The organism is Dehalococcoidia bacterium (assembly GCA_025054935.1).
Taxonomy (GTDB): Bacteria; Chloroflexota; Dehalococcoidia; order SpSt-223; family SpSt-223; genus JANWZD01.
Window position 1 is genome coordinate 55967 of record JANWZD010000002.1, and the last position, 17322, is coordinate 73288.

At 66.6% G+C, this 17322-nt stretch carries 15 protein-coding genes and 1 tRNA gene; 9 read left to right on the forward strand and 7 right to left on the reverse strand.

Annotated features, from left to right (window positions below; all coding sequences use genetic code 11):
* Positions 1-15: 15 nt before the first annotated feature.
* A complete protein-coding gene (locus NZ773_03170) occupies positions 16-1134 on the reverse strand; it encodes an outer membrane lipoprotein-sorting protein (GenBank protein MCS6800929.1) in 1119 nt (372 codons plus the stop codon).
* 78 nt (positions 1135-1212) lie between these two features.
* Between NZ773_03170 and NZ773_03175 the strand changes: the two genes are divergently transcribed.
* The 4 genes from NZ773_03175 to NZ773_03190 are packed head-to-tail and all read left to right on the forward strand — an operon-like array spanning position 1213 to position 5923.
* Complete coding sequence (locus tag NZ773_03175; GenBank protein ID MCS6800930.1) at positions 1213-2991, forward strand: hypothetical protein; 1779 nt, start codon at positions 1213-1215, stop codon at positions 2989-2991.
* Positions 2988-3839 carry a hypothetical protein gene (locus NZ773_03180; GenBank protein ID MCS6800931.1) on the forward strand — a complete coding sequence of 284 codons (852 nt, stop codon included), beginning with the start codon at positions 2988-2990 and terminating at the stop codon, positions 3837-3839. The genes NZ773_03175 and NZ773_03180 overlap by 4 nt, the downstream gene beginning before the upstream one ends.
* A gap of 54 nt (positions 3840-3893) precedes the next feature.
* On the forward strand, positions 3894-5117 hold the full coding sequence (locus NZ773_03185) for an ABC transporter ATP-binding protein (protein ID MCS6800932.1): 1224 nt from the start codon (positions 3894-3896) through the stop codon (positions 5115-5117).
* A complete protein-coding gene (locus NZ773_03190; GenBank protein ID MCS6800933.1) occupies positions 5114-5923 on the forward strand; it encodes an ABC transporter permease in 810 nt (269 codons plus the stop codon). The genes NZ773_03185 and NZ773_03190 overlap by 4 nt, the downstream gene beginning before the upstream one ends.
* 191 nt (positions 5924-6114) lie before the next feature.
* Here the strand turns inward: NZ773_03190 and NZ773_03195 are convergent, their stop codons facing one another.
* On the reverse strand, positions 6115-7755 hold the full coding sequence (locus NZ773_03195; GenBank protein MCS6800934.1) for a S8 family serine peptidase: 1641 nt from the start codon (positions 7753-7755) through the stop codon (positions 6115-6117).
* 167 nt (positions 7756-7922) lie between these two features.
* On the opposite strand from NZ773_03195, the gene mtaB reads away from it, so the two are divergent.
* From mtaB to scpB, 3 genes are read left to right on the forward strand one after another with little or no spacing between them, the layout of a single operon-like run.
* Positions 7923-9221, forward strand: a complete 1299-nt coding sequence (gene mtaB / locus NZ773_03200; GenBank protein ID MCS6800935.1) for a tRNA (N(6)-L-threonylcarbamoyladenosine(37)-C(2))-methylthiotransferase MtaB — start codon at positions 7923-7925, stop codon at positions 9219-9221.
* A complete protein-coding gene (gene amaP, locus NZ773_03205) occupies positions 9218-9889 on the forward strand; it encodes an alkaline shock response membrane anchor protein AmaP (protein ID MCS6800936.1) in 672 nt (223 codons plus the stop codon). Before mtaB ends, amaP begins: the two co-directional genes overlap by 4 nt.
* Before the next feature lie 26 nt (positions 9890-9915).
* A complete protein-coding gene (scpB, locus tag NZ773_03210) occupies positions 9916-10449 on the forward strand; it encodes an SMC-Scp complex subunit ScpB (protein MCS6800937.1) in 534 nt (177 codons plus the stop codon).
* Here scpB and NZ773_03215 read toward each other — a convergent pair.
* The 3 genes from NZ773_03215 to NZ773_03225 form a co-directional block, all read right to left on the reverse strand.
* A complete protein-coding gene (locus NZ773_03215; GenBank protein ID MCS6800938.1) occupies positions 10439-11143 on the reverse strand; it encodes a cysteine hydrolase in 705 nt (234 codons plus the stop codon). The genes scpB and NZ773_03215 overlap by 11 nt on opposite strands.
* An 88-nt stretch (positions 11144-11231) precedes the next feature.
* The gene (locus tag NZ773_03220; GenBank protein ID MCS6800939.1) at positions 11232-12578 is read right to left on the reverse strand and encodes an AMP-binding protein; all 1347 of its coding nucleotides are present in this window, start codon (positions 12576-12578) and stop codon (positions 11232-11234) included.
* Between the two features lie 67 nt (positions 12579-12645).
* Positions 12646-14205, reverse strand: a complete 1560-nt coding sequence (locus NZ773_03225) for an ABC transporter substrate-binding protein (GenBank protein ID MCS6800940.1) — start codon at positions 14203-14205, stop codon at positions 12646-12648.
* A 96-nt stretch (positions 14206-14301) separates the two neighbouring features.
* Between NZ773_03225 and NZ773_03230 the strand changes: the two genes are divergently transcribed.
* Both NZ773_03230 and NZ773_03235 read left to right on the forward strand, forming a co-directional pair.
* Positions 14302-15066 (forward strand): hypothetical protein, encoded by a 765-nt coding sequence (locus tag NZ773_03230; GenBank protein ID MCS6800941.1) that lies wholly within the window; start codon positions 14302-14304, stop codon positions 15064-15066.
* On the forward strand, positions 15066-15569 hold the full coding sequence (locus NZ773_03235; GenBank protein ID MCS6800942.1) for an adenylyltransferase/cytidyltransferase family protein: 504 nt from the start codon (positions 15066-15068) through the stop codon (positions 15567-15569). The genes NZ773_03230 and NZ773_03235 overlap by 1 nt, the downstream gene beginning before the upstream one ends.
* On the opposite strand, the gene NZ773_03240 is transcribed toward NZ773_03235, so the two are convergent.
* Together NZ773_03240 and NZ773_03245 are read right to left on the reverse strand one after the other, a co-directional pair.
* Complete coding sequence (locus NZ773_03240) at positions 15504-16502, reverse strand: FHA domain-containing protein (GenBank protein MCS6800943.1); 999 nt, start codon at positions 16500-16502, stop codon at positions 15504-15506. The two genes, NZ773_03235 and NZ773_03240, sit on opposite strands and share 66 nt — an antisense overlap.
* A gap of 409 nt (positions 16503-16911) precedes the next feature.
* Positions 16912-16987: transfer RNA gene (locus NZ773_03245), tRNA-Phe, on the reverse strand.
* Positions 16988-17322: the final 335 nt, after the last annotated feature.

The following is a 17322-nucleotide window of genomic DNA, read 5'->3' on the forward strand; positions in this document are numbered from 1 at the left end:
GCAGCCGCGGGCTGGTCAGGGGCGAAGCGCGGCGGCGAGGCGGAGAGCGTCGTCGCGGCTCAGCCGCCCGCTGATGGCGTAGGCGAAGCTGTGCTCGCTCCACGTGAGCGCAATCATGCCGTCAGCTTCGCGGAGTGCGCCGCTGACGCCGCGCACCGTCACCCGCTCCACATCGCGACCGGTAAGGCGCGGTGCAGCGTCGGCTGGTCCGCTCCAGATCACGAACTCACGGTTGCCGGCCGCGTACGTCTGAACCACGCTCTGCCCGACCCGCTCGATCTTGACGAGGCTGGCGCCGCCCGGCAGCGTCTCCGGGATCAGCACTTTCGGGGAGGCCAGCGCCCGCGCTTGGTCGAGGGTGAGCGGCTGTGGGCGCAGGTCGGCGGCGCGGAGAACCTCTGCCCCGGCCGGCGGGGTGAAGCGCCACAGCGCAGCGTCAAGCTTCGGGTTCAGGTCGATATTCTTGGCGGTGATCGTGAGCGTGCCTTCGTTAGTGGTGAACACTGCCTTCACCGGGATGCTGCGCGACTGATCGATCCAGACTGTCGCAGATCCGCGCCGCTCGGTCGTCCCCGGCTTTGGCGTTGCCTCCAGCTTGTAGGTCCGGATGCCGTCGACAGTTTCGCTGCCGAGCAGCCGCACCTCGGCGCGCTTGAACAGCTCGTCCACCGCGGCGTTCAGGTCTAGGGCTTGGGCGGGCAGCTGCTCTTTCGGCGCGATCGCCTCGAGTTCGGCACGGGAGCCGACGATCACTTGGTTCTTGCTCCGGAGATAGAGAGAGGCTGTCTGGCCGTCAGCCACCGCAAGCGCCCCGTTCAGTTCGGACAAGGGCGATTGCCGCACTTCTGCCCGCGCCTTGCCGGGCTTCTCCGACCATACCTCAGCGACAATCGGACCGCCGAGGCGGCTGTCGCTGCTCGAGACAGCGATAGTGGCGCGAACGCTTGTCGTCGTCTTCGCTTGGTCGGCGACGCGACGGACGATCTGGTCGGCGCTTGGCGTTTGCCCGAAGGCGGGCAGGACTGCGATCCCCAATCCTGCGGCGGCGAGACCGCTCATCAAAGTTCCTGCGATGATGGCGCGACGATTGAACACGGTCTGCTCCTTCGTGGTCGGCATGGCATTGCGGCCCATGCGCTCTTATTGTCGTCGATCGGTTCAATCGCAGGCGAGCCGAGGTGAGCGCCCGCTCTGCCCGCTATACTCACCGCGGTGACGACCTCCCCCAACGCCCTCACTGTCGGGCGCCTCGCGGGCCGCGTGACGTGGCGCTCCCGCGCTGCCTCGCTGCTGGCGCTGACACTGCTCTATCTCGCAGCAGGGGGATGGATCATTCGCGGCATCCTCGCTGACCCGAGCGGCACGATCCCGGGTTGGCCGGGCGACAATTTTTACTTCCTCTGGCAGCTTGTCTGGGTTCGAGAAGCGATCCTCGCGGGCGTTTCGCCCCTGTGGGCACCGCACATCTTCTTTCCCGAAGGCTTCCACCTCGCTCGCGATGATATGACGCTGCTGAACACCTTGCCCGGCGCGCTTCTCGGCGGAGTGGTCGGCGACGCGCTCGCGTATAACCTGCTGCTCCTCCTCTCGAGCACGCTCTCCGGGCTGTTCATGGCGCTCTGGGTACGCCGCCTCACGGGGTCGCTCGCGGTCGGCGCGGTCTGCGGCCTCGCGTTTGTGCTGCTCCCCTTCCGGGTTATCCGCCACGCCGGTCATCTTGACCTCGTGACAACATGGCCGCTTCCGTTCACGCTGCTCTTCCTTGACCGCGCGCTTGCGGATGAGCGCAAGCGCGATTGGGCGCTTGCGGGGCTGGGGTTCGCGCTCACGGGGCTGGGCGCCTGGTATTTCGCGCCCTTCTTCGCGCTCGCTCTGCCCGGCTATGCCCTTGTCCGGGGCGGGCTTGCCGGGTGGCGGAGGCGCCGGCGCTGGGTCGGCCTCGGCCTCTTCGCGCTCGTCGCCGGCGGCTTGCTCCTGCCGGCGGCGCTGCCCTATCTCCTCCTGCCGGGCGGCCTCCGGCATCCCATCCGCGAGGCGCTGAAGGGGTCAGCCAGTCCGACAGATTATGTCGTCCCGAGCGTGCTGCATCCTCTGTGGGGCGAGGCGGCGCGCGCCTACTTCGCCTCAAGCGAATTCGGTCATGTCGACCGGGCGCTCTCGCCCGGCTTCGTCGTCCTTGCGCTTGCGACGCTTGCGCTGCTGATCCGGCGTGACCGCACCGTGGGCGCGCTGCTGACGCTTGGCGGGGTGGCGTTTCTCTTTTCGCTGGGACCGGCGCTGCAGTGGGCGGGACAGGGCATCCTCGTTCCGTGGCCGCCGGCGCTAGGCGCTTGGGTAACCAGCCTTTCACCGACGCTCAACGACTATCTCGGCCCGACAGCGGTGCGGATGGTGCGGGAAGGAACCGGCTTCATCCCTCTGCCCGCACTTGCGGTCAGCGTCATCGTCCCCTTCGGCCAAGCGATCCGGGCGTGGTCGCGCTTCGGGATCGTTGTCGATGTCGCGCTGATCGCCTTGGCCGGCCTCAGCCTCGCCTGGCTTGCGCGGCGGTGGCGTCTTGCTCTTCCTGTGGCGGCGCTGCTCGTCCTCGGCGACCTTGCAGTCGTTCCTCTCGAAACAACGTCGATCGCGCCTCGTCCTGTCGACCGCTGGCTGCGCGCGCATGATGATGGAGCGCCGATCATTGTCCTCCCGGTGACAGCAGCGAACGAGCCTCGCGAGATGTGGGCGACGCTTCATCACCGGCGGACGATCGTGCACGGCCACGCGACTCATCAGCCTCCCACCTTCCGCGCCGCGCGGTCGGACCTCGCCGAGTTTCCGAGCGCGGCGGCGATTGCTGTCCTCAAACACTGGGGGGTCCGCCAGGTGGTGCTCCTTCCCGACGCCTATGGGCCAGCCTGGCCGACGGTCGCAGAGCGGCTCGCGGCGACAGCGGAGCTGCGGCGGCTTGCGGCGCTCGACGGAGCAGAGGTCTGGGAGATCCGATGATCGAGGCGAACGTTTACGCTCCGCCACGGCTGGTGGCGGGGCCGGAGGAGTGTTACTTCTACCACACCATGGAGCTTCCCGGCGTCGGGCTGGTCGAGGGTGAATGGGACCTGCGGGAGAACGTCGCGGCCTATCTCGGCAATGTTGATCTCCGAGGGAAGCGCGTCCTCGAGATGGGCGCCGCGAGCGGCTTCCTCACGTTCGCGATGGAACGGATGGGCGCCGAGGTTGTCGCCTACGACTTGTCGGAGCAGCAGGCGTGGGATGTCGTTCCCTATGCGGACCAAGATGTCGAGGGGTTCCTCGCGGAGCGGCGCGAGCATATCCGTCGCCTGAACAATAGCTGGTGGCTGGCGCATCGGCTGCTCGGCTCCCGGGCCCGGGTCGTCTACGGCACGGCCTATGACGTCCCAGCCGCGATCGGGGCAGTTGATGTCTGCACGTTCGGCTGCATCCTGCAGCATCTGCGCGACCCCTTCCTCGCGCTCCACCAGGCATTGCGGCTGACGCGCGAGCTGGTGGTCGTCACCGACCTGCCGCCGCCCGGCTATTTCGCGGGACGACGCTACACCGCGTGGTATCACCGCCTCTGGCAGCGGCTGCCGTGGCTTCGGCCCCGGATGAGCGAGTGGCTGCGCGCCGAGAGCATCAGTTTCCGTCCTGAACCGGCGGCCGGCGCCCCGAAGGAGACATGGTGGCTGCTGGCACCGGAGACGGTGGCGCGAATGATCGGCGTCCTCGGCTTCGACCTCGTGTCGCTCACCTTTCATCTTCAGAAAAACCGCGGTCACGACATCCTGCTGTATACCGTGGTCGGCCAGCGGCGGCGCGGCAGAGCAATCGGCTGAGCCCCCATCGAACGAGTGGGCAGCCGCTCGGACGCTACCTATAATCGCCTCGCCATGGCACTCATTCAGTTCTTCGACGTTTCGAAGCGCTTTGTGCTGCATCATGAGCGCTCGCGCTCCTTCCAGGAGCTGTTTGTCAACATGTTCCGTCCCCGGAGGGCGCGCGAGGAGTTTTGGGCATTGCGCAACGTCTCGTTCGAGATCGATCAAGGGGAAAGCGTCGCGATTATCGGACCGAATGGCTCCGGCAAGAGCACGACGCTGAAACTGGTCTCCCGCATCCTCCAGCCGACAAGCGGCAAGGTCGTGGTGACCAAGCGGGTCTCAGCCCTCCTTGAGCTCGGCGCGGGCTTTCATCCTGAACTGACAGGCCGCGAAAACATCTTTCTCAACGGCTCCCTACTCGGCTTCAGCCGGGCTGACATGCGCGCTCGCTTCGATGACATCGTCGAGTTCGCGGAGCTAGAGCAGTTCATCGACACCCCGATCAAGCATTACAGCACCGGGATGGTCACCCGGCTCGGCTTCGCGATCGCTGTCTACACCGACCCCGAGATCCTGATCACCGACGAGGTGCTGGCCGTCGGCGACGAGGGCTTCCAGCGCAAATGCCTCGACCGAATCTGGCAGTTCCGGCGGGAAGGGCGGACGATCATCTTCGTCTCTCACTCGCTCAGCACCGTGCGCACGCTCTGCGCGCGGTCGATCTGGCTGAACAAGGGCCGGCTGGTCGCCGATGGCCCCTCTGCTGAGGTGGTCGACGCGTACATGATCGACGCCTACAAAACCCTCGAGTCGAAGAGCGCCGCCGAACGCCACGTCGGCACGCAGCGGTGGGGCAGCGGCGAGGCGATCATCACCGACGTCTCGTTTCTCGACGGATCGCGGCGGCGGCGCGACGTGTTCGAGACGGGGGAGACGCTGATCATCCGCGTCGAGTTTCTGGCGCGCGAGCGGATCGAGCGGCCACAGTTCGGCATCGGCATCCACCGCGCGGACGGCGTGCATGTTGCCGCGCCGAACAATGTCGCGGCGCGCTGTGAGGTCGCCGCCATTGAGGGGCGCGGCGCGTTCGAATACCGCGTCGACCGCTTGCCGCTGCTCCAAGGCGACTACGAGATCACTGCCGCGCTCTACGATCACGAGGCGATCCATCCCTACGACCATCATCACCGGATGTACACCCTGCATGTTTGGAACGGACCGGGCGCTGCGGATCGCTGGGGGCTTGTGCATATGCCGGGAACGTGGCGGGTCGAGGAGGGCGGCTCGCCATGACGGTCATCGTCTCGAGCGAGCGCGGCAGAAGCTGGCTCGCCGAGGTTGTGCACTACCGGGAGTTTCTCTTCAACCTCGTCAAGCGCGACTTGAAGGTGCGCTACCGCAACTCGATCCTCGGCTTTATCTGGTCGCTTCTCAATCCGCTCCTGATGATGGTCGTCTTTTCCGTTGTCTTCAGCGTCCTGAGCGCCGGTGCGCCGGTGCAGAACTATCCGATCTTTATCCTCGTCGCCCTTCTGCCCTGGAATTACACCGCGGCGTCGGTGACAGGCGCGGTGAATGCGATCGTCGGCAATGCCCATCTGATCAAGCGGGTCTACTTCCCGCGCGAGATCTTGCCCGCCTCGCTGGTGATCTCGAACCTGGTCAACCTGCTGCTGGCGCTGCCGGTGCTGTTTCTCCTCAAGCTTGCGCTCGGCTCTCCTTTCTCAGAGTATGTGCTGCTCCTTCCGCTCGTTCTTGCGCTGCAGACGGTTTTTCTCCTCGGCGTGGCGTTCTTTCTCTCCAGCATCAACGTCTACTTTCGTGATACCGAAGTGATTGTCGATGTCTTCATCCTCGCGTGGTTCTTCTTGTCTCCCGTGGTTTACAACATGGAGCAGCTCGCCCCCGATTTCGCCCAAGTGCTCTACTGGGTCAATCCCATGGCCTCGCTCCTTTCTTCCTATCGGCTGATCCTGTATAACAATGCGCCTCCCGACCCGCTCTTCATGCTCCGGACGACATTAACCTGCGTCGTCACGTTCCTCGTCGGGTATCTCATCTTCCGTCGGCTCGCCCCGAACTTTGGGGAGGAAGTCTGACCGCGAAGAAAGGCCGCGAGCGCGCTGATACGGCGAGCGTCGCTTCGCTGCCTTCAGTGACCGCCGCCGCCGAGACCGCTGGTCGGTCACGAAAGACGGAGGACCCCCGCGCGGCGTTGCGGAGAACGGCGCTGTCTCCCCCACGGCGCGATTCCGAACTGCTTCCGGCGGGCGGGCCGTGTCAGCGAGCCCTAGCTGCCTCCCGGAGAGGTCGGGGTTGGGGTTGGCGTCACTGTTGCGGTTGCGGTCGGGGTGGCCGTTGAGGTTCGGGTCGGGGTCGCTGTGGGGAGGGGAGTGGGCGTGTGCTGACGGATCAGGACGTTGGTTACCTCGATTGAGCGCGAAGTGATGGACGTCGCAGTCGGTTGCTGCGCCGACCCTCGCGTGGCGGTGGGCGAGGGGGTGGCGGTCGGAGTTGGAGAAGGAGTGGCGGTTGGGGTCGGAGAAGGAGTAGCGGTCGGAGTTGGAGAACCGGGGCAGGGCGCGAGAGAGCAGACCGCTTCATACACGTCGATCCGCCGCTTCGTCACGCCGTTGCGCGCGTCGAAGATCGGCTTGCCGGTGGAGGCGAGCGCACTCTGCCAGCCGTTGATGCCGGCACTGGGGTTCGCTGAGGCGAGCACGGCGATCAAGCCGGCAGCATGGGGCGCCGCTTGGGAGGTACCGGAGAACTGCCAGCCGCCGGCCGCGATCCGCGCGCCCGGCGCAAGCGCAGTCAGGTACGCGGCGGACTGGGAGAAACAGGCGATAACATCGGCGGCCGGCGACTGAGTGGGGCAGACACCGAGCGGGGGGAAGGTCGAGTCGTAGACCGCGCCGACGCTGAGCGCGCCGGGCGCGCAGGCAGGGTCTGCGAGGCCATCCGCATAACTTCCGCCGACAATGGCGCTGTTCCCGGCTGCGACAACCGGAATGACGCCCGCGGCGCGCAGTGCCGAAAAGGCGCTGCTGGCGAAGGAGGCGACGCAAGGCGTCGGGAAGTGACTAGTGTCGCCAAGCGAGAGGTTGACAGCGCGAATGTTGTAGGTCGCGCGATTGGCGATCACCCAGTCGATTGCAGCGAGAATGTCGGGGTCGCGGGCATAATCGCCGGAAAACACATCGAGCGCGACGATCTTCGCTCCCGGCGCGACCCCGACAACGATCGCGGCGACGTTCGTGCCGTGCCCATCGGCATCGCGTTGTCCATCCTCGGGCGCGAAGTCGCGGGCGTCCACCACTTTACAGGTGTCGGGCGGAGTGTTCAGCCCCGTGCAGCCGAAGGGCGAAGCGAGATAGTCGACGCCGGTGTCGATCACGGCCACACTCACGCCCGTGCCAAGGTATCCCGCGGCCGCCGCTTGCGGCTGCTTAATCAGCGGAAGGCTTTCCCCAAGGAGTGCCCGCCGCTCGCCGACGCGCACAATCGAAGCGACGCCGGGCCGGGTCAGTGCCTGCTGCGCTTCCTCGACCGAACGGAAGCGGACGAGCTGGACGCCAAGATACGGATAGTCGCGAACGACGTCGAACGGCCCGGCGCGCTGCTTGATCGCGGCAAGTTCTGCGCGCTGAAGCGCGGGCAGGTCGGCCAGGTGATGGCCGCGGCGCGCGCGTTCTGCGCTGAGCGCCGCTCGCATAGGGCGGTCGTCGAAGATGAGAAACGCCTCGACCTCCGCTTCGCCCTCCAGAGCAGCGAGCACATGAGGGTCGAGGTGCGGGGAAGGCGCCTGCGCTCTCTCCGGCGCGCCGCCGTCTTCCCGCAGCTGCGGCACCGCCGGTCCTGCAGCGAGGGGTGCAGCGGCCAGCGCGAGGAGGGTGACGGCCGCGCCGATGAGGAGAGGCCGGGAGAGCAATCGCTTCGTGATGACCCTCAGGCGTGCATCTTCATCGCAAGGCGATGGGGCACGCTTGCTGACGAATTGTATGCGTTGCCTTCCTCGAGATGCTAGGACGCCGCATGGTGGTCCATCCGCCGAGCGAGCAAACTGCCGCATGCTATACTCGCCCGAGGCGCTCGGCGATGAAAGTATTTCTGACCGCTCTTGGCTGCAAGTTGAACCAAGCCGAAGTCGATCGCTTCGCTGAGCAGTTCGTCGATGCCGGCTACGCGGTCGTCGAGGAGGCGCGCCATGCTGACTTGGCGATTGTGCACTCCTGCACGGTCACGCACGTTGCGGACAAGAAGTCGCGTCAGGCGATCCGCCAAGCGAAGCGGGCGAACCCGGCGGCGCGCGTGATCGTGAGTGGGTGCTACGCTGAGACCGCAGCGGGGGAACTTGCCGGCCTTCCGGAGGTCGATCTCGTCGTCAGTCAGCGGGAGACGCCGCGCCTGATTGAACTGGCAAGCGCCCTCGGCGTGGTGCCCGAGCCGTTGCGCGATGGGAGTGTTCCTCACCCATTCCCGCTGCCTCGTACCCGGACGCGCGCCTTCGTCAAAATCCAGGACGGCTGCAACGACTTTTGCGCGTACTGCATCATCCCCTACTCGCGTGGGCGTGTCCGCAGCGTGCCGGTGGACGCGGTCATCGCCGACATCGAGCGCAAGCTGGAGCGCGGCTATCGCGAAATTGTCCTGACGGGGGTGAGCATCGGCGCCTACGGCCACGACCAGGGGCCGAAGCGAGCCACGACCAGTCTCTCTCAGCTGATAGGCGAGATCCTCGATCGGACGAAGGTCGAACGACTGCGGATCACCTCGCTCGAGCCGCACGACTTCGACCCCCAGCTCCTGCCGTATTTTCGCGACGAACGGGTCTGCCCGCATCTCCATCTCTGTCTCCAGAGCGGCAGCGATGCGACCTTACGTCGGATGCGCCGCCGCTACGATACTGCCGAGTATGCCGCGGTTGCTGCAGCGCTGCGCGCGGCCAATCCGCGGATGCAGCTGACGACCGATGTGATCGTGGGCTTTCCCGGCGAGACGGACGAGGAGTTCGCCGAGACGCTCGCGTTCGTGGAACGTCTCGGGTTTGCGGCCCTCCATGTCTTCCGCTATTCGCCGCGGGCGGGGACGCGAGCCGCAAGCTTTCCCAATCAGGTTCCGGAACCAGTGAAGAAGGCTCGGAGCGAAACGTTGATGGCTCTCGGGGAGCGGCTCGCTGCCGCGGCGCGGGCGGCGCAGCCGGGTCAGCGCGCTCGCGTGCTGTTCGAGGAGGCGGCGCGCCTCAACGGCCAGCCGGCATGGGTCGGACTGACAGAACAGTACTTCCGCACGATCGTGCCGGCGAGGGAGCCGCTCGACGGCCAAATCCGCTCCGTTGTCATCACAGGGGCAACCTCGACACTGCTTGTCGGCTGCTTGGCTAAGGAGATCGCGTGAACGTCTTCAACCGCCTGATCGTTGTGCTCCTCGCCGTCCTCACTATCATCTGCTCAGCGTTCACGATCCTCGCGCTCGCCCTCTACCAAGGCGAGGTGATCGACATCTTCCGGCAAGTGGCCGCTGCCTACCCGCGCGGCGTTGGGCTCGAGACGGAGGTTGTCATCGGAATTGGCGTGTTCGCGGCGCTGCTGTCGGTCCTCGCTGCGATTGTGCTCTGGTTTGAGGTCGTTCCCGCCGGCGCGTCCGGGGTCCGTCTTCAGTCTGTCGGCGGGGCGATCGCTATTGTCACGAACGACGCGATCGTTCAGCGGGTCCGCTACGAGACTGAGCGGGTGCCGGGGGTCCGTCAGGCGCGCGCCTCGATGAAGACCAACGGCCGCGAGGCGATTATCCGGATCGATGCCCGACTGGCGGCCGACGTGCCCGTTGCTCCAGTTGTCGATCAAATTTCGGGGGTTGTGCGCGAGGCGGTCGAAGGGCAGATGGGCGTGCGGATTCGCCAGCTGCAGGTGTACGTCAGGAATGAGCCGGGGAGCGCGCGTCCTGCTCCAAGCGCAGCGGTGAGCCCGGCGCCTCCTCCGCTGCCGACCGGCGCCGCATCCGCTTCCGACCCCGCGTCAGGCTCGAGCGGCGGCTCGCTCCTCCATCCTGACAGCCGGCTGTAGCCGAGGGACATCTGACACTCGCGGCGATCCTCGAAGCAGTGCTCTTCGTCGCGGAGGCGCCCGTCAGCCTGCGCCGTCTCGCTGAAGTCGCCGGCTGCGATGAGGCGGCTGTCGCCGAAGCGCTGGAGGAGCTCGAACAGCAACTCGCCGGTCGCGGCATTCGCCTCCAGCGCCACCATGAACTGGTCCAGCTCGTCACCGCGCCGGAAGCGGCCGCCGCAGTCGAGCGGTTCCTCGGCCTCGATGGGACGGTTCGCCTCTCGAACGCGGCCTTGGAGACGCTCGCGGTTATCGCCTACCGCCAGCCGGTCACCCGCGCTCAGATCGAGCAGGTGCGCGGCGTCAGCGCCGACCGCGCGATCGCGACCTTGATCGCTCATGGCTTGATTGAGGAAGTAGGGCGCCTCAATGCGGTTGGGCGGCCGGCGCTCTTCGGCACGACCGTCGAGTTCTTAGAACATTTCGGTCTGCGCAGCCTCGCTGACCTGCCGCCCCTGCCTCAAGCAGAAGAGGAGAGCGCCGACCCCCTCGGCTCTTCCGGGGAGGAGCTTATGGAGTGAGGGGAACTGACGGCGCGCCGGGGGAAGCGGTCACGCCCCAGACCTGAAGCAGCGCTTCGCTGGTAGTGACGCCGCCGTCGGGGAGGTAGCGGCGGAGCGCCGCGATCGCCGCATCGTGAGCGGCGCAGTCGGTCTGGGCGACGCAGTCCTCCGGGACGACCACATAGTAATCAAGCTGGACGCCGAGGCGCGCTGTCCAATCGACGCAGGCGCTGGTCATCGTTCCGGTTGCGATCACCGTCTGAACCCCGTTTGCCCGCAGCAGCTGGTCAAGGTCGGTGCCGATCCACGGCGGCTGACGATGCTTGCGGACGACAAGGTCGCCGGGCTGGGGCGCGACCGCAGCGCAGATTTGATGTCCCCATGTTCCCTCAAGACAGAGTTCCGGGCAGTCTCCGCCGTGCAGCTTCAGCCGGTAGGCGAGGTAGGCCGGGGACTCGGTCGCGCCGTCCCGAGCAACGGTATGCTGGACGTAAACGACGCGCGTCCCCGCTCGGCGCGCTCCATCGAGCAGCCGGCGGAGCTTGGTGAGCATGGTCTGGAGCGGCGTTATGTCTTGTCCGCGCCGGTGCACGTAGCCGCCGAGCGAGCAGAAGTCGTTCTGCACGTCAACGACGACAACTGCCGAATGCGTCGGGTTCACCCACTCCTCGAGCGTCATCAGGACGTTCTTGCCGAAGTACGTGATCGCCATAGCGTTCTCCTTTCGCTTTACCGGGAGCACGGGCGCGGTCTCCAGCGCGGCCGCCAGCAGTGCCCGCGGCGCAGGATGAGAACGCAGTCTAACCTTTTGGCCGTTCGTCGATGATGCGCCGCGCTTTCATCGTGCTCCCAGGAACATAGATTGCCGCCAGATCGACGACTTCGACTGTGGGGGTAACGCGGACCGCATTGCGCACTTCGGCGATGATGGCGCGGGTTACCGCCTCAGCGTCGCCGGTGACAGCAAGCCGGAGCAGCATCTCGTCCATCGAATACGGGTCGGTAGGGTCTTCCTTCCGAAAGATCACTTGATACTCTTGAACCTCAGGGCGAGCGCTGAGCAGGTTATGGAGGACGTCGGGGTTGACGAGCATGCCCCGCACCTTCGTCAGATGGTCAGCGCGGAAGGGGGGCTGGAGGACGCGCTCCGTCGTCAGCCCGCAATCGGGGCATCGGCCGCGCGCGAGCGCGGTGATATCGCCGAGGACATACCGCAGAAGCACCGTGCCTCGACGGTTGAGGTGGGTCATGACGAGCAAGCCCTGCTCGCCGTCGGGAAGACGTTCTCCCGTCTCTGGATGAACGATCTCGAAGTAGTAAAGGTCGGGGGCAGGGTTCATAAGCGGTCCGCCTTCGCGGCACTCAACGAAAGCGGACTGGGCTTCGGTGAAGCCTAGCCGGACGTTGATCGCGGGCGAGACGGCACCGAGGCGGGTCAGTCGTGCTCGAATATCCTCGCGGAGACCGGCCGGACACGGTTCCCCGGTGAAGCACGCGAGGCGGACGCTCGAGAAATCGGCGCCAAGCTCTTCGGCGCGGATGAGCAGACGGCGGAGAAAGCTTGGTACCGAACCGAGAACGGTGGGACGCTTGCGCTCGACAAGCCGGATGACGTCGTCGAGCGACCGCTGCACGGGAAACTCCGGGTAGCGCGCGCCGGGCATGGCGTTGAGGACGAGCGCTCCAGTCCCTTGAATGGCAGTGCGCAGAAAGGCGCCGCTGGGATAGGCGGTGAGCGGAAAGAGATTGGCGACGATGTCGTCCTCGCGCACGCCGGCGATGCGAAAGAGGCGCGTCCAGCATTCGATGGTTGCATAGAAGTCGTGCGTCGTGCTGTAGACCGGCGTCGGGCGCCCGGTCGTGCCGGTGGTGTAGGCAATATCCCAAATGACCTGCTCGTGGACGGGGAGGTCCGGCGCCTGCAGCCGAAAGGCCTCCGGGTCGGCCATGAGGTCGGCCTTGCGGGTGAGCGGCAGGCGCTGCAGGTCGTCGACCGTTTGGAGATCGGCGGCGGTGAGCCCCTGTTCGCGAAACAGCCGCTGGTAGAACGGATGGGCGCGCTCGCAGAGCGCCACCATCCGCGCGAGCGCCGCGTTTTGGCGCGCGCGCAGTTCCTCCGGCGCTAAGGTGAGGACCGCGGCAACCATGCGCCCCCTCGCCAGTCGATGTGTCGGCCGATCCTACTGGCGAGGGAAGCGCGCTGGCAACGCGGCGTTACTCCCAGCGCATTTCAACGTAGTAGCGAGCGTCGGAGCCGCCGACAGGGATGAGCAGCCCTTTCTTCGTGGCGCTCGGCGTGAACGGCTGGATCAGGAAGAGCGAGACTGCCTCGGAGTGAAGCCGAGCTGCTGCCTGCTGATAGAGCCGCGCGCGCTGCTCTCGGTCGAGGGTTGTCTTTGCCTGCTGATAGAGGCGGTCAAACTCGGCGTCTTCCCAGCGTCGGCCGCGCTCCCAGGTGAAGTCGCTGCTGAACCAGCGGTAGACGCTCTGCGCCTCGAAGGTTTGATCCCAGTTCAGCACCTGCATCCAGATCGCGGCGTTCTTCTGGTCGTTATTGTTCTCGGCGGTCCACAGCGCCAGTTCGCGGATCTGGACATTGGCGGTGATGCCGACATCGCGCAGCTGCCCCTGGATCAGCTCGGCGAGGTCCTTCGGCGTCGTCCCGGTGGTCGCGTGGGTCATCGCGACGGTGAAGCCGTTGGCATAGCCCGCTTCGGCGAGCAGCTGCCGCGCCCGCGCTGGGTCATAAGGATACGGCTGCAGAGCAGGATTGAAGCCGAGCGCGGCCGGCCCGAGCAGGTGGCTGTCGATGCGGGCTGCGCCGCCGTAGATCGCTTGGACGATTGCCTCTTTGTCAATCGCATAGTTGATGGCGAGGCGCACGCGCCGGTCAGCCGTGGGACCGCTTCGCGTCTCCAGCAGGTAGCTCACAGTCGCGTTTCCGGCTCCGCGGTAGATGGTGAAGCCGGCCGCTTCCAGCTGGCGGACAGCGCTCGCAGGGATCCCGGCCGCCATGTCGACTTGACCGGTCTGCAGTGCCGCAACGCGCTGCGAAGCCTCGGGGACGAAGCGAAGCTCGAGCTCTTTCACCTTGGGGCGGCCGCGCGGCGAGCGGTGCTCGGGGCCCATCGCCTCATAGACGTTCGCGATCTGGTAGTCGGTCGAAACCACCCGGAACGGCCCGCTCCCGATCGGTTTGCGGAAGAACTCGTCGGGCCCCTGCTCGCGCAGTTCCTGCATCGGCGTGATCATGGCGAGCCCGATCACGGCCGGGAAGGTGGGATCGACGACCTTCATGGTGAAAGTTATCGTTTTGCCGGAGCCGTCGAACCGGTCGACGGTGGTAAAGAGCGCCAGCGCCGGCAGCCGCTCGTTCGGGTCGCTGTAGCGCCGGAAGGTGCCCAGCACGTCCTCGATCGTGACCGCTCGTCCGTTGTGGAATGTCCAGTCGCCGAGCGTAAACTCCCACGTCTTGTCGTCAATCGTCCGCCACGAGGTGGCGAGCGCCGGCTGCACCTGCCCCTTATCGTCGATAAACGTCAGCCCGTCGAACACCGGCCAGAGGGTCGCCAGCGACGCACTCACGGTGGCGCGCCCCGTCTCCATACTGGCGATGGTCTGAGCGCCGATGGCGATGGTGATCTTTCCGGTCGGCCCCGCTGCTTGAGGCGGCGCCGGCGCCGCGGATGGCGCGGCAGGAGTACAGGCGACAAGGGTGACGAGAGCGACGATGCCGAGGGGAGAAGAGAACCAGCGCGGACGAAGGCGAGCCATTGCACTACTCCACTGCGCACTGCGCGGATACAACATTATAAACGCGCATGCAAATGACTGCCGTGATTTCCTTCGCCCCTCGGCTAGAATCTCTGCGTGCCGACCTACGAGCGCCTTTTTCTCCCGGTCAGTCTTGCTCTCGTCGGCCTTGCGTTCTCGCTCGTCGTGCAGCCGCCATGGTTTTGGCTTGTCGCGGCGGCGGTAGTCGGGGTCGTGTGTGTGGGGACGGACTCGCTCGTGCGGTCCCATCCGAAGCACTACCTGCACGATGTCACCCAGTCGCTCTTCTTCTGGATTCTCCCGGCGCTGATTGCGCTGGGCGCTGCCCTCTTCCTGCGCCTCGTCGGCGGCGGACTGCCCGTTGTCGGCGGTCTTGCCCTCGCCGGGGTCCTCTTGACGCTGGTGATGCTCGCTGAGTATCTCTCGGTCGACCCGCGGGAAGCGACGTTTGCGGTCGCCCGCTTAGCGCTCAACTTGACCACCTACCTGGCAGCGTTCGCCCTCTTTACCGCGATCTATGCCACCAAAGAGCGAAGCCTCTACACCGCGACGACCGCAACCCTCGTTGCCGGCCTGCTGTCGATCGAGCTGTACCGCTCGGCGGAGGCGCCGCCTTGGCGCATGTGGCTTTATGCTGCGATCACCGGCCTGATGGTCGGCGAAGTGACGTGGGGCCTGAACTACTGGCCGATTGGCGGCTTGGCTGGGGGAGTGATCTTGCTCCTCGTCTTCTACGCCATCAGCGGGCTGGTGCAGCATCACCTCCTCGGGCGGCTGAGCCGAGGCGTGGTGGTCGAGTTTGGGATCGTCGGCGCCGCGGGAATGGCCATCCTCGCGAACTCGAACTTCTGGGTGCGCTGATGGGGGTGCGCACGCTCGCCGAGCTTATCCCTTGGCGCGAGGAACTGCGCCGCGCCGGCAAGACGCTCGTTCTGACAAACGGCGTCTTCGACCTGGTGCATGTCGGGCATGTCCGCTATCTTGATGCGGCGCGTCGTCTCGGCGATGCGCTCGTCGTCGCTGTCGACAGCGACGAGTCGGTGCGGGCCCTCGGCAAGGGAGCAGAGCGGCCGATCGTGCCGGCGGCCGAGCGCGCCGAAATCGTCGCCGCGCTGCGCTCCGTTGACGCCGCCGTGATCTTCGACGGCCCGACCGCCTGTGAGGTGGTCGCCGCGCTGCAACCAGATATTTATGTCAAAGGAGGCGACTACGCTGCCGGTGCCAAACCGCTCCCCGAGGCGGCAGTGGTGACACGCTATGGCGGCCGGGTCGCCTTTGTTGACCTTGTGCCCGGGCGCTCAACGACCGACCTCGTCGCCAGAATCCAGCGCCGCCTCGCCGACCAGCACCCGCAGCCGGGATGACGCCTCTTGAACGAGCCGGACCAGGGCCGCATAGCGTGCTGCGTCGCGCGAGACATTGACGAGCAGCCCGAGGTCGTTCGGCGAGGTGGTGAGACCGTCCAAGTTGGCGAGCACGCCCTCGATATCGAGGGCGTCCGCTCGGCTCGCGATCGTGTCGGCGAGCTGCTCGACCCCGCGCTGAAGCCGTTCCAGTTCGGCGCGCGCCGCCGCGCGCTGGCGTTCGGCAGCGCTCAGGAGCGCTTCGAGCCGGCCGGCGACGTCGTTCATCGCGGTCACATCGCGCTGCAAGTCGGCGACGCGCGCGGCGAGGGTCGTCAGCATCGTTCGGGCCTCGGCGACCGCGTCAGCAGCGGCCAATTCACTCGGCGCCGGCGCGGCCGCGGACGGGACGGCAGCTGCGCCGGCGCCCGCCTCTCCGCTCGCGCTTTCCGGCATCGGAGCGGCGCGCTGCGCCGGCTCAGGCGGTTGCGCGGGGAGCGGCTGCTCCCACGAGACACGTTCCTCACCTGAGAACGCGGGGCGGGAGGACCACCCGCTCGGCGCAGCGTCGACAGCCGTGAGACCGCTCTCGACGGCAGGAGGGGCACTAGCCGAAGGAGGTTCGACGAGCGTTGCGCCGAGGTCTTCGGTGAATTGCAGATGAACCTCTCCCACCTGAATGATGTCGCCGGAGCGTAAGAGCACAGGACCGCTGATTGCCCGCTGATTAACGGCGGTGCCGTTAGTGCTGCCGAGGTCTTCGATCAGAAAGTTGCCGTCGGAGAAGAAGATACGGGCGTGGCGGCTCGACACCGTCGGGTGAGGGATAACGATGTCGCAGCCAGGCTGGCGGCCAAGGACCTGCTCCGCTTGACGCAGCGCAAAGTCCGCGCTCGCCCCGCGCTGCTCGCTGAGGACAGTCAATCGCGCCTCGCGTCGGATGTTGCCGTACATGAGTCCTCTCTTCTCGTCGTTCCGCCAGAATGGGGACGCCTGCGGCCCCTCCTCGGTTCCGCGCTTCAGTCTAACGGAGTTCGGCCTTGTCGGTTCAGGCGGTATCACTTGCCCTCCCTCGGCGAGGGCGTCTCAACGGATGCCGGCAGCGGCGGCACCGGAATGAGGTGGCCGCCGGCTGCTGGAGCGGCTATCCAGCAGCGTGCTGAGAGGCTGCTGACGCGCTCGCGCCGGCGTTGGGCGGAATAGGCGTTCTGCCTGCTCGCGCGCGGGCGGGGCTGGAGCGCGCTTAGGACGAGCGCGTCGACTGGCCCAAGGGCGGTCTTCGCCGCCCCGGAAAGACTGTCCAGCGAGCATCGGCGGGCGCGCCCCTGCAGGGAGCGGGCCCTGCCGCTCGTGCTCGGAGGGGTGGTGCCGAGGGCCAGAATCGAACTGGCGACACACGGATTTTCAGTCCGTTGCTCTACCGACTGAGCTACCTCGGCGGGAGGAAGAACAATCCCCCGCTCCCGCGGGGGCGCAAGAATCGTAGCGAAGCGCTTCGCATCTCGTCAACCGCCGGATGGTGAGCCCCTCGCAGGCGAGCCGGGGTCGGTGGTCCGCGCGGTGCGGCGGCCGCGCCCACCGCGCCTAGGCCGGCCTGCGCCTCGTTCGCCCGACGAGCACCGGTTGCCCGCCCATTCTCCCGGTCAAGCCAGAGGCACTGCAGCGAAGGGCAGACGGGGAGCCCTGTCGCGCTGCCGTCTCAGCGGCTTCTTGCCGCGGAAGTCCGACGCTGCCCGCGCGGCGTTCCTCCGCCTTGGGTGCCGGAAACGCGAGG

Bases quoted from the DNA above. Each gene is read 5' to 3' on its own strand.
- NZ773_03170 (MCS6800929.1), bottom strand. From the start codon at position 1,134: ATGGGCCGCAATGCCATGCCGACCACGAAGGAGCAGACCGTGTTCAAT.
- NZ773_03180 (MCS6800931.1), top strand. From the start codon at position 2,988: ATGATCGAGGCGAACGTTTACGCTCCGCCACGGCTGGTGGCGGGGCCG.
- NZ773_03185 (MCS6800932.1), top strand. From the start codon at position 3,894: ATGGCACTCATTCAGTTCTTCGACGTTTCGAAGCGCTTTGTGCTGCAT.
- NZ773_03190 (MCS6800933.1), top strand. From the start codon at position 5,114: ATGACGGTCATCGTCTCGAGCGAGCGCGGCAGAAGCTGGCTCGCCGAG.
- mtaB (MCS6800935.1), top strand. From the start codon at position 7,923: ATGAAAGTATTTCTGACCGCTCTTGGCTGCAAGTTGAACCAAGCCGAA.
- NZ773_03215 (MCS6800938.1), bottom strand. From the start codon at position 11,143: ATGGCGATCACGTACTTCGGCAAGAACGTCCTGATGACGCTCGAGGAG.
- NZ773_03220 (MCS6800939.1), bottom strand. From the start codon at position 12,578: ATGGTTGCCGCGGTCCTCACCTTAGCGCCGGAGGAACTGCGCGCGCGC.
- NZ773_03225 (MCS6800940.1), bottom strand. From the start codon at position 14,205: ATGGCTCGCCTTCGTCCGCGCTGGTTCTCTTCTCCCCTCGGCATCGTC.
- NZ773_03235 (MCS6800942.1), top strand. From the start codon at position 15,066: ATGGGGGTGCGCACGCTCGCCGAGCTTATCCCTTGGCGCGAGGAACTG.
- NZ773_03240 (MCS6800943.1), bottom strand. From the start codon at position 16,502: ATGTACGGCAACATCCGACGCGAGGCGCGATTGACTGTCCTCAGCGAG.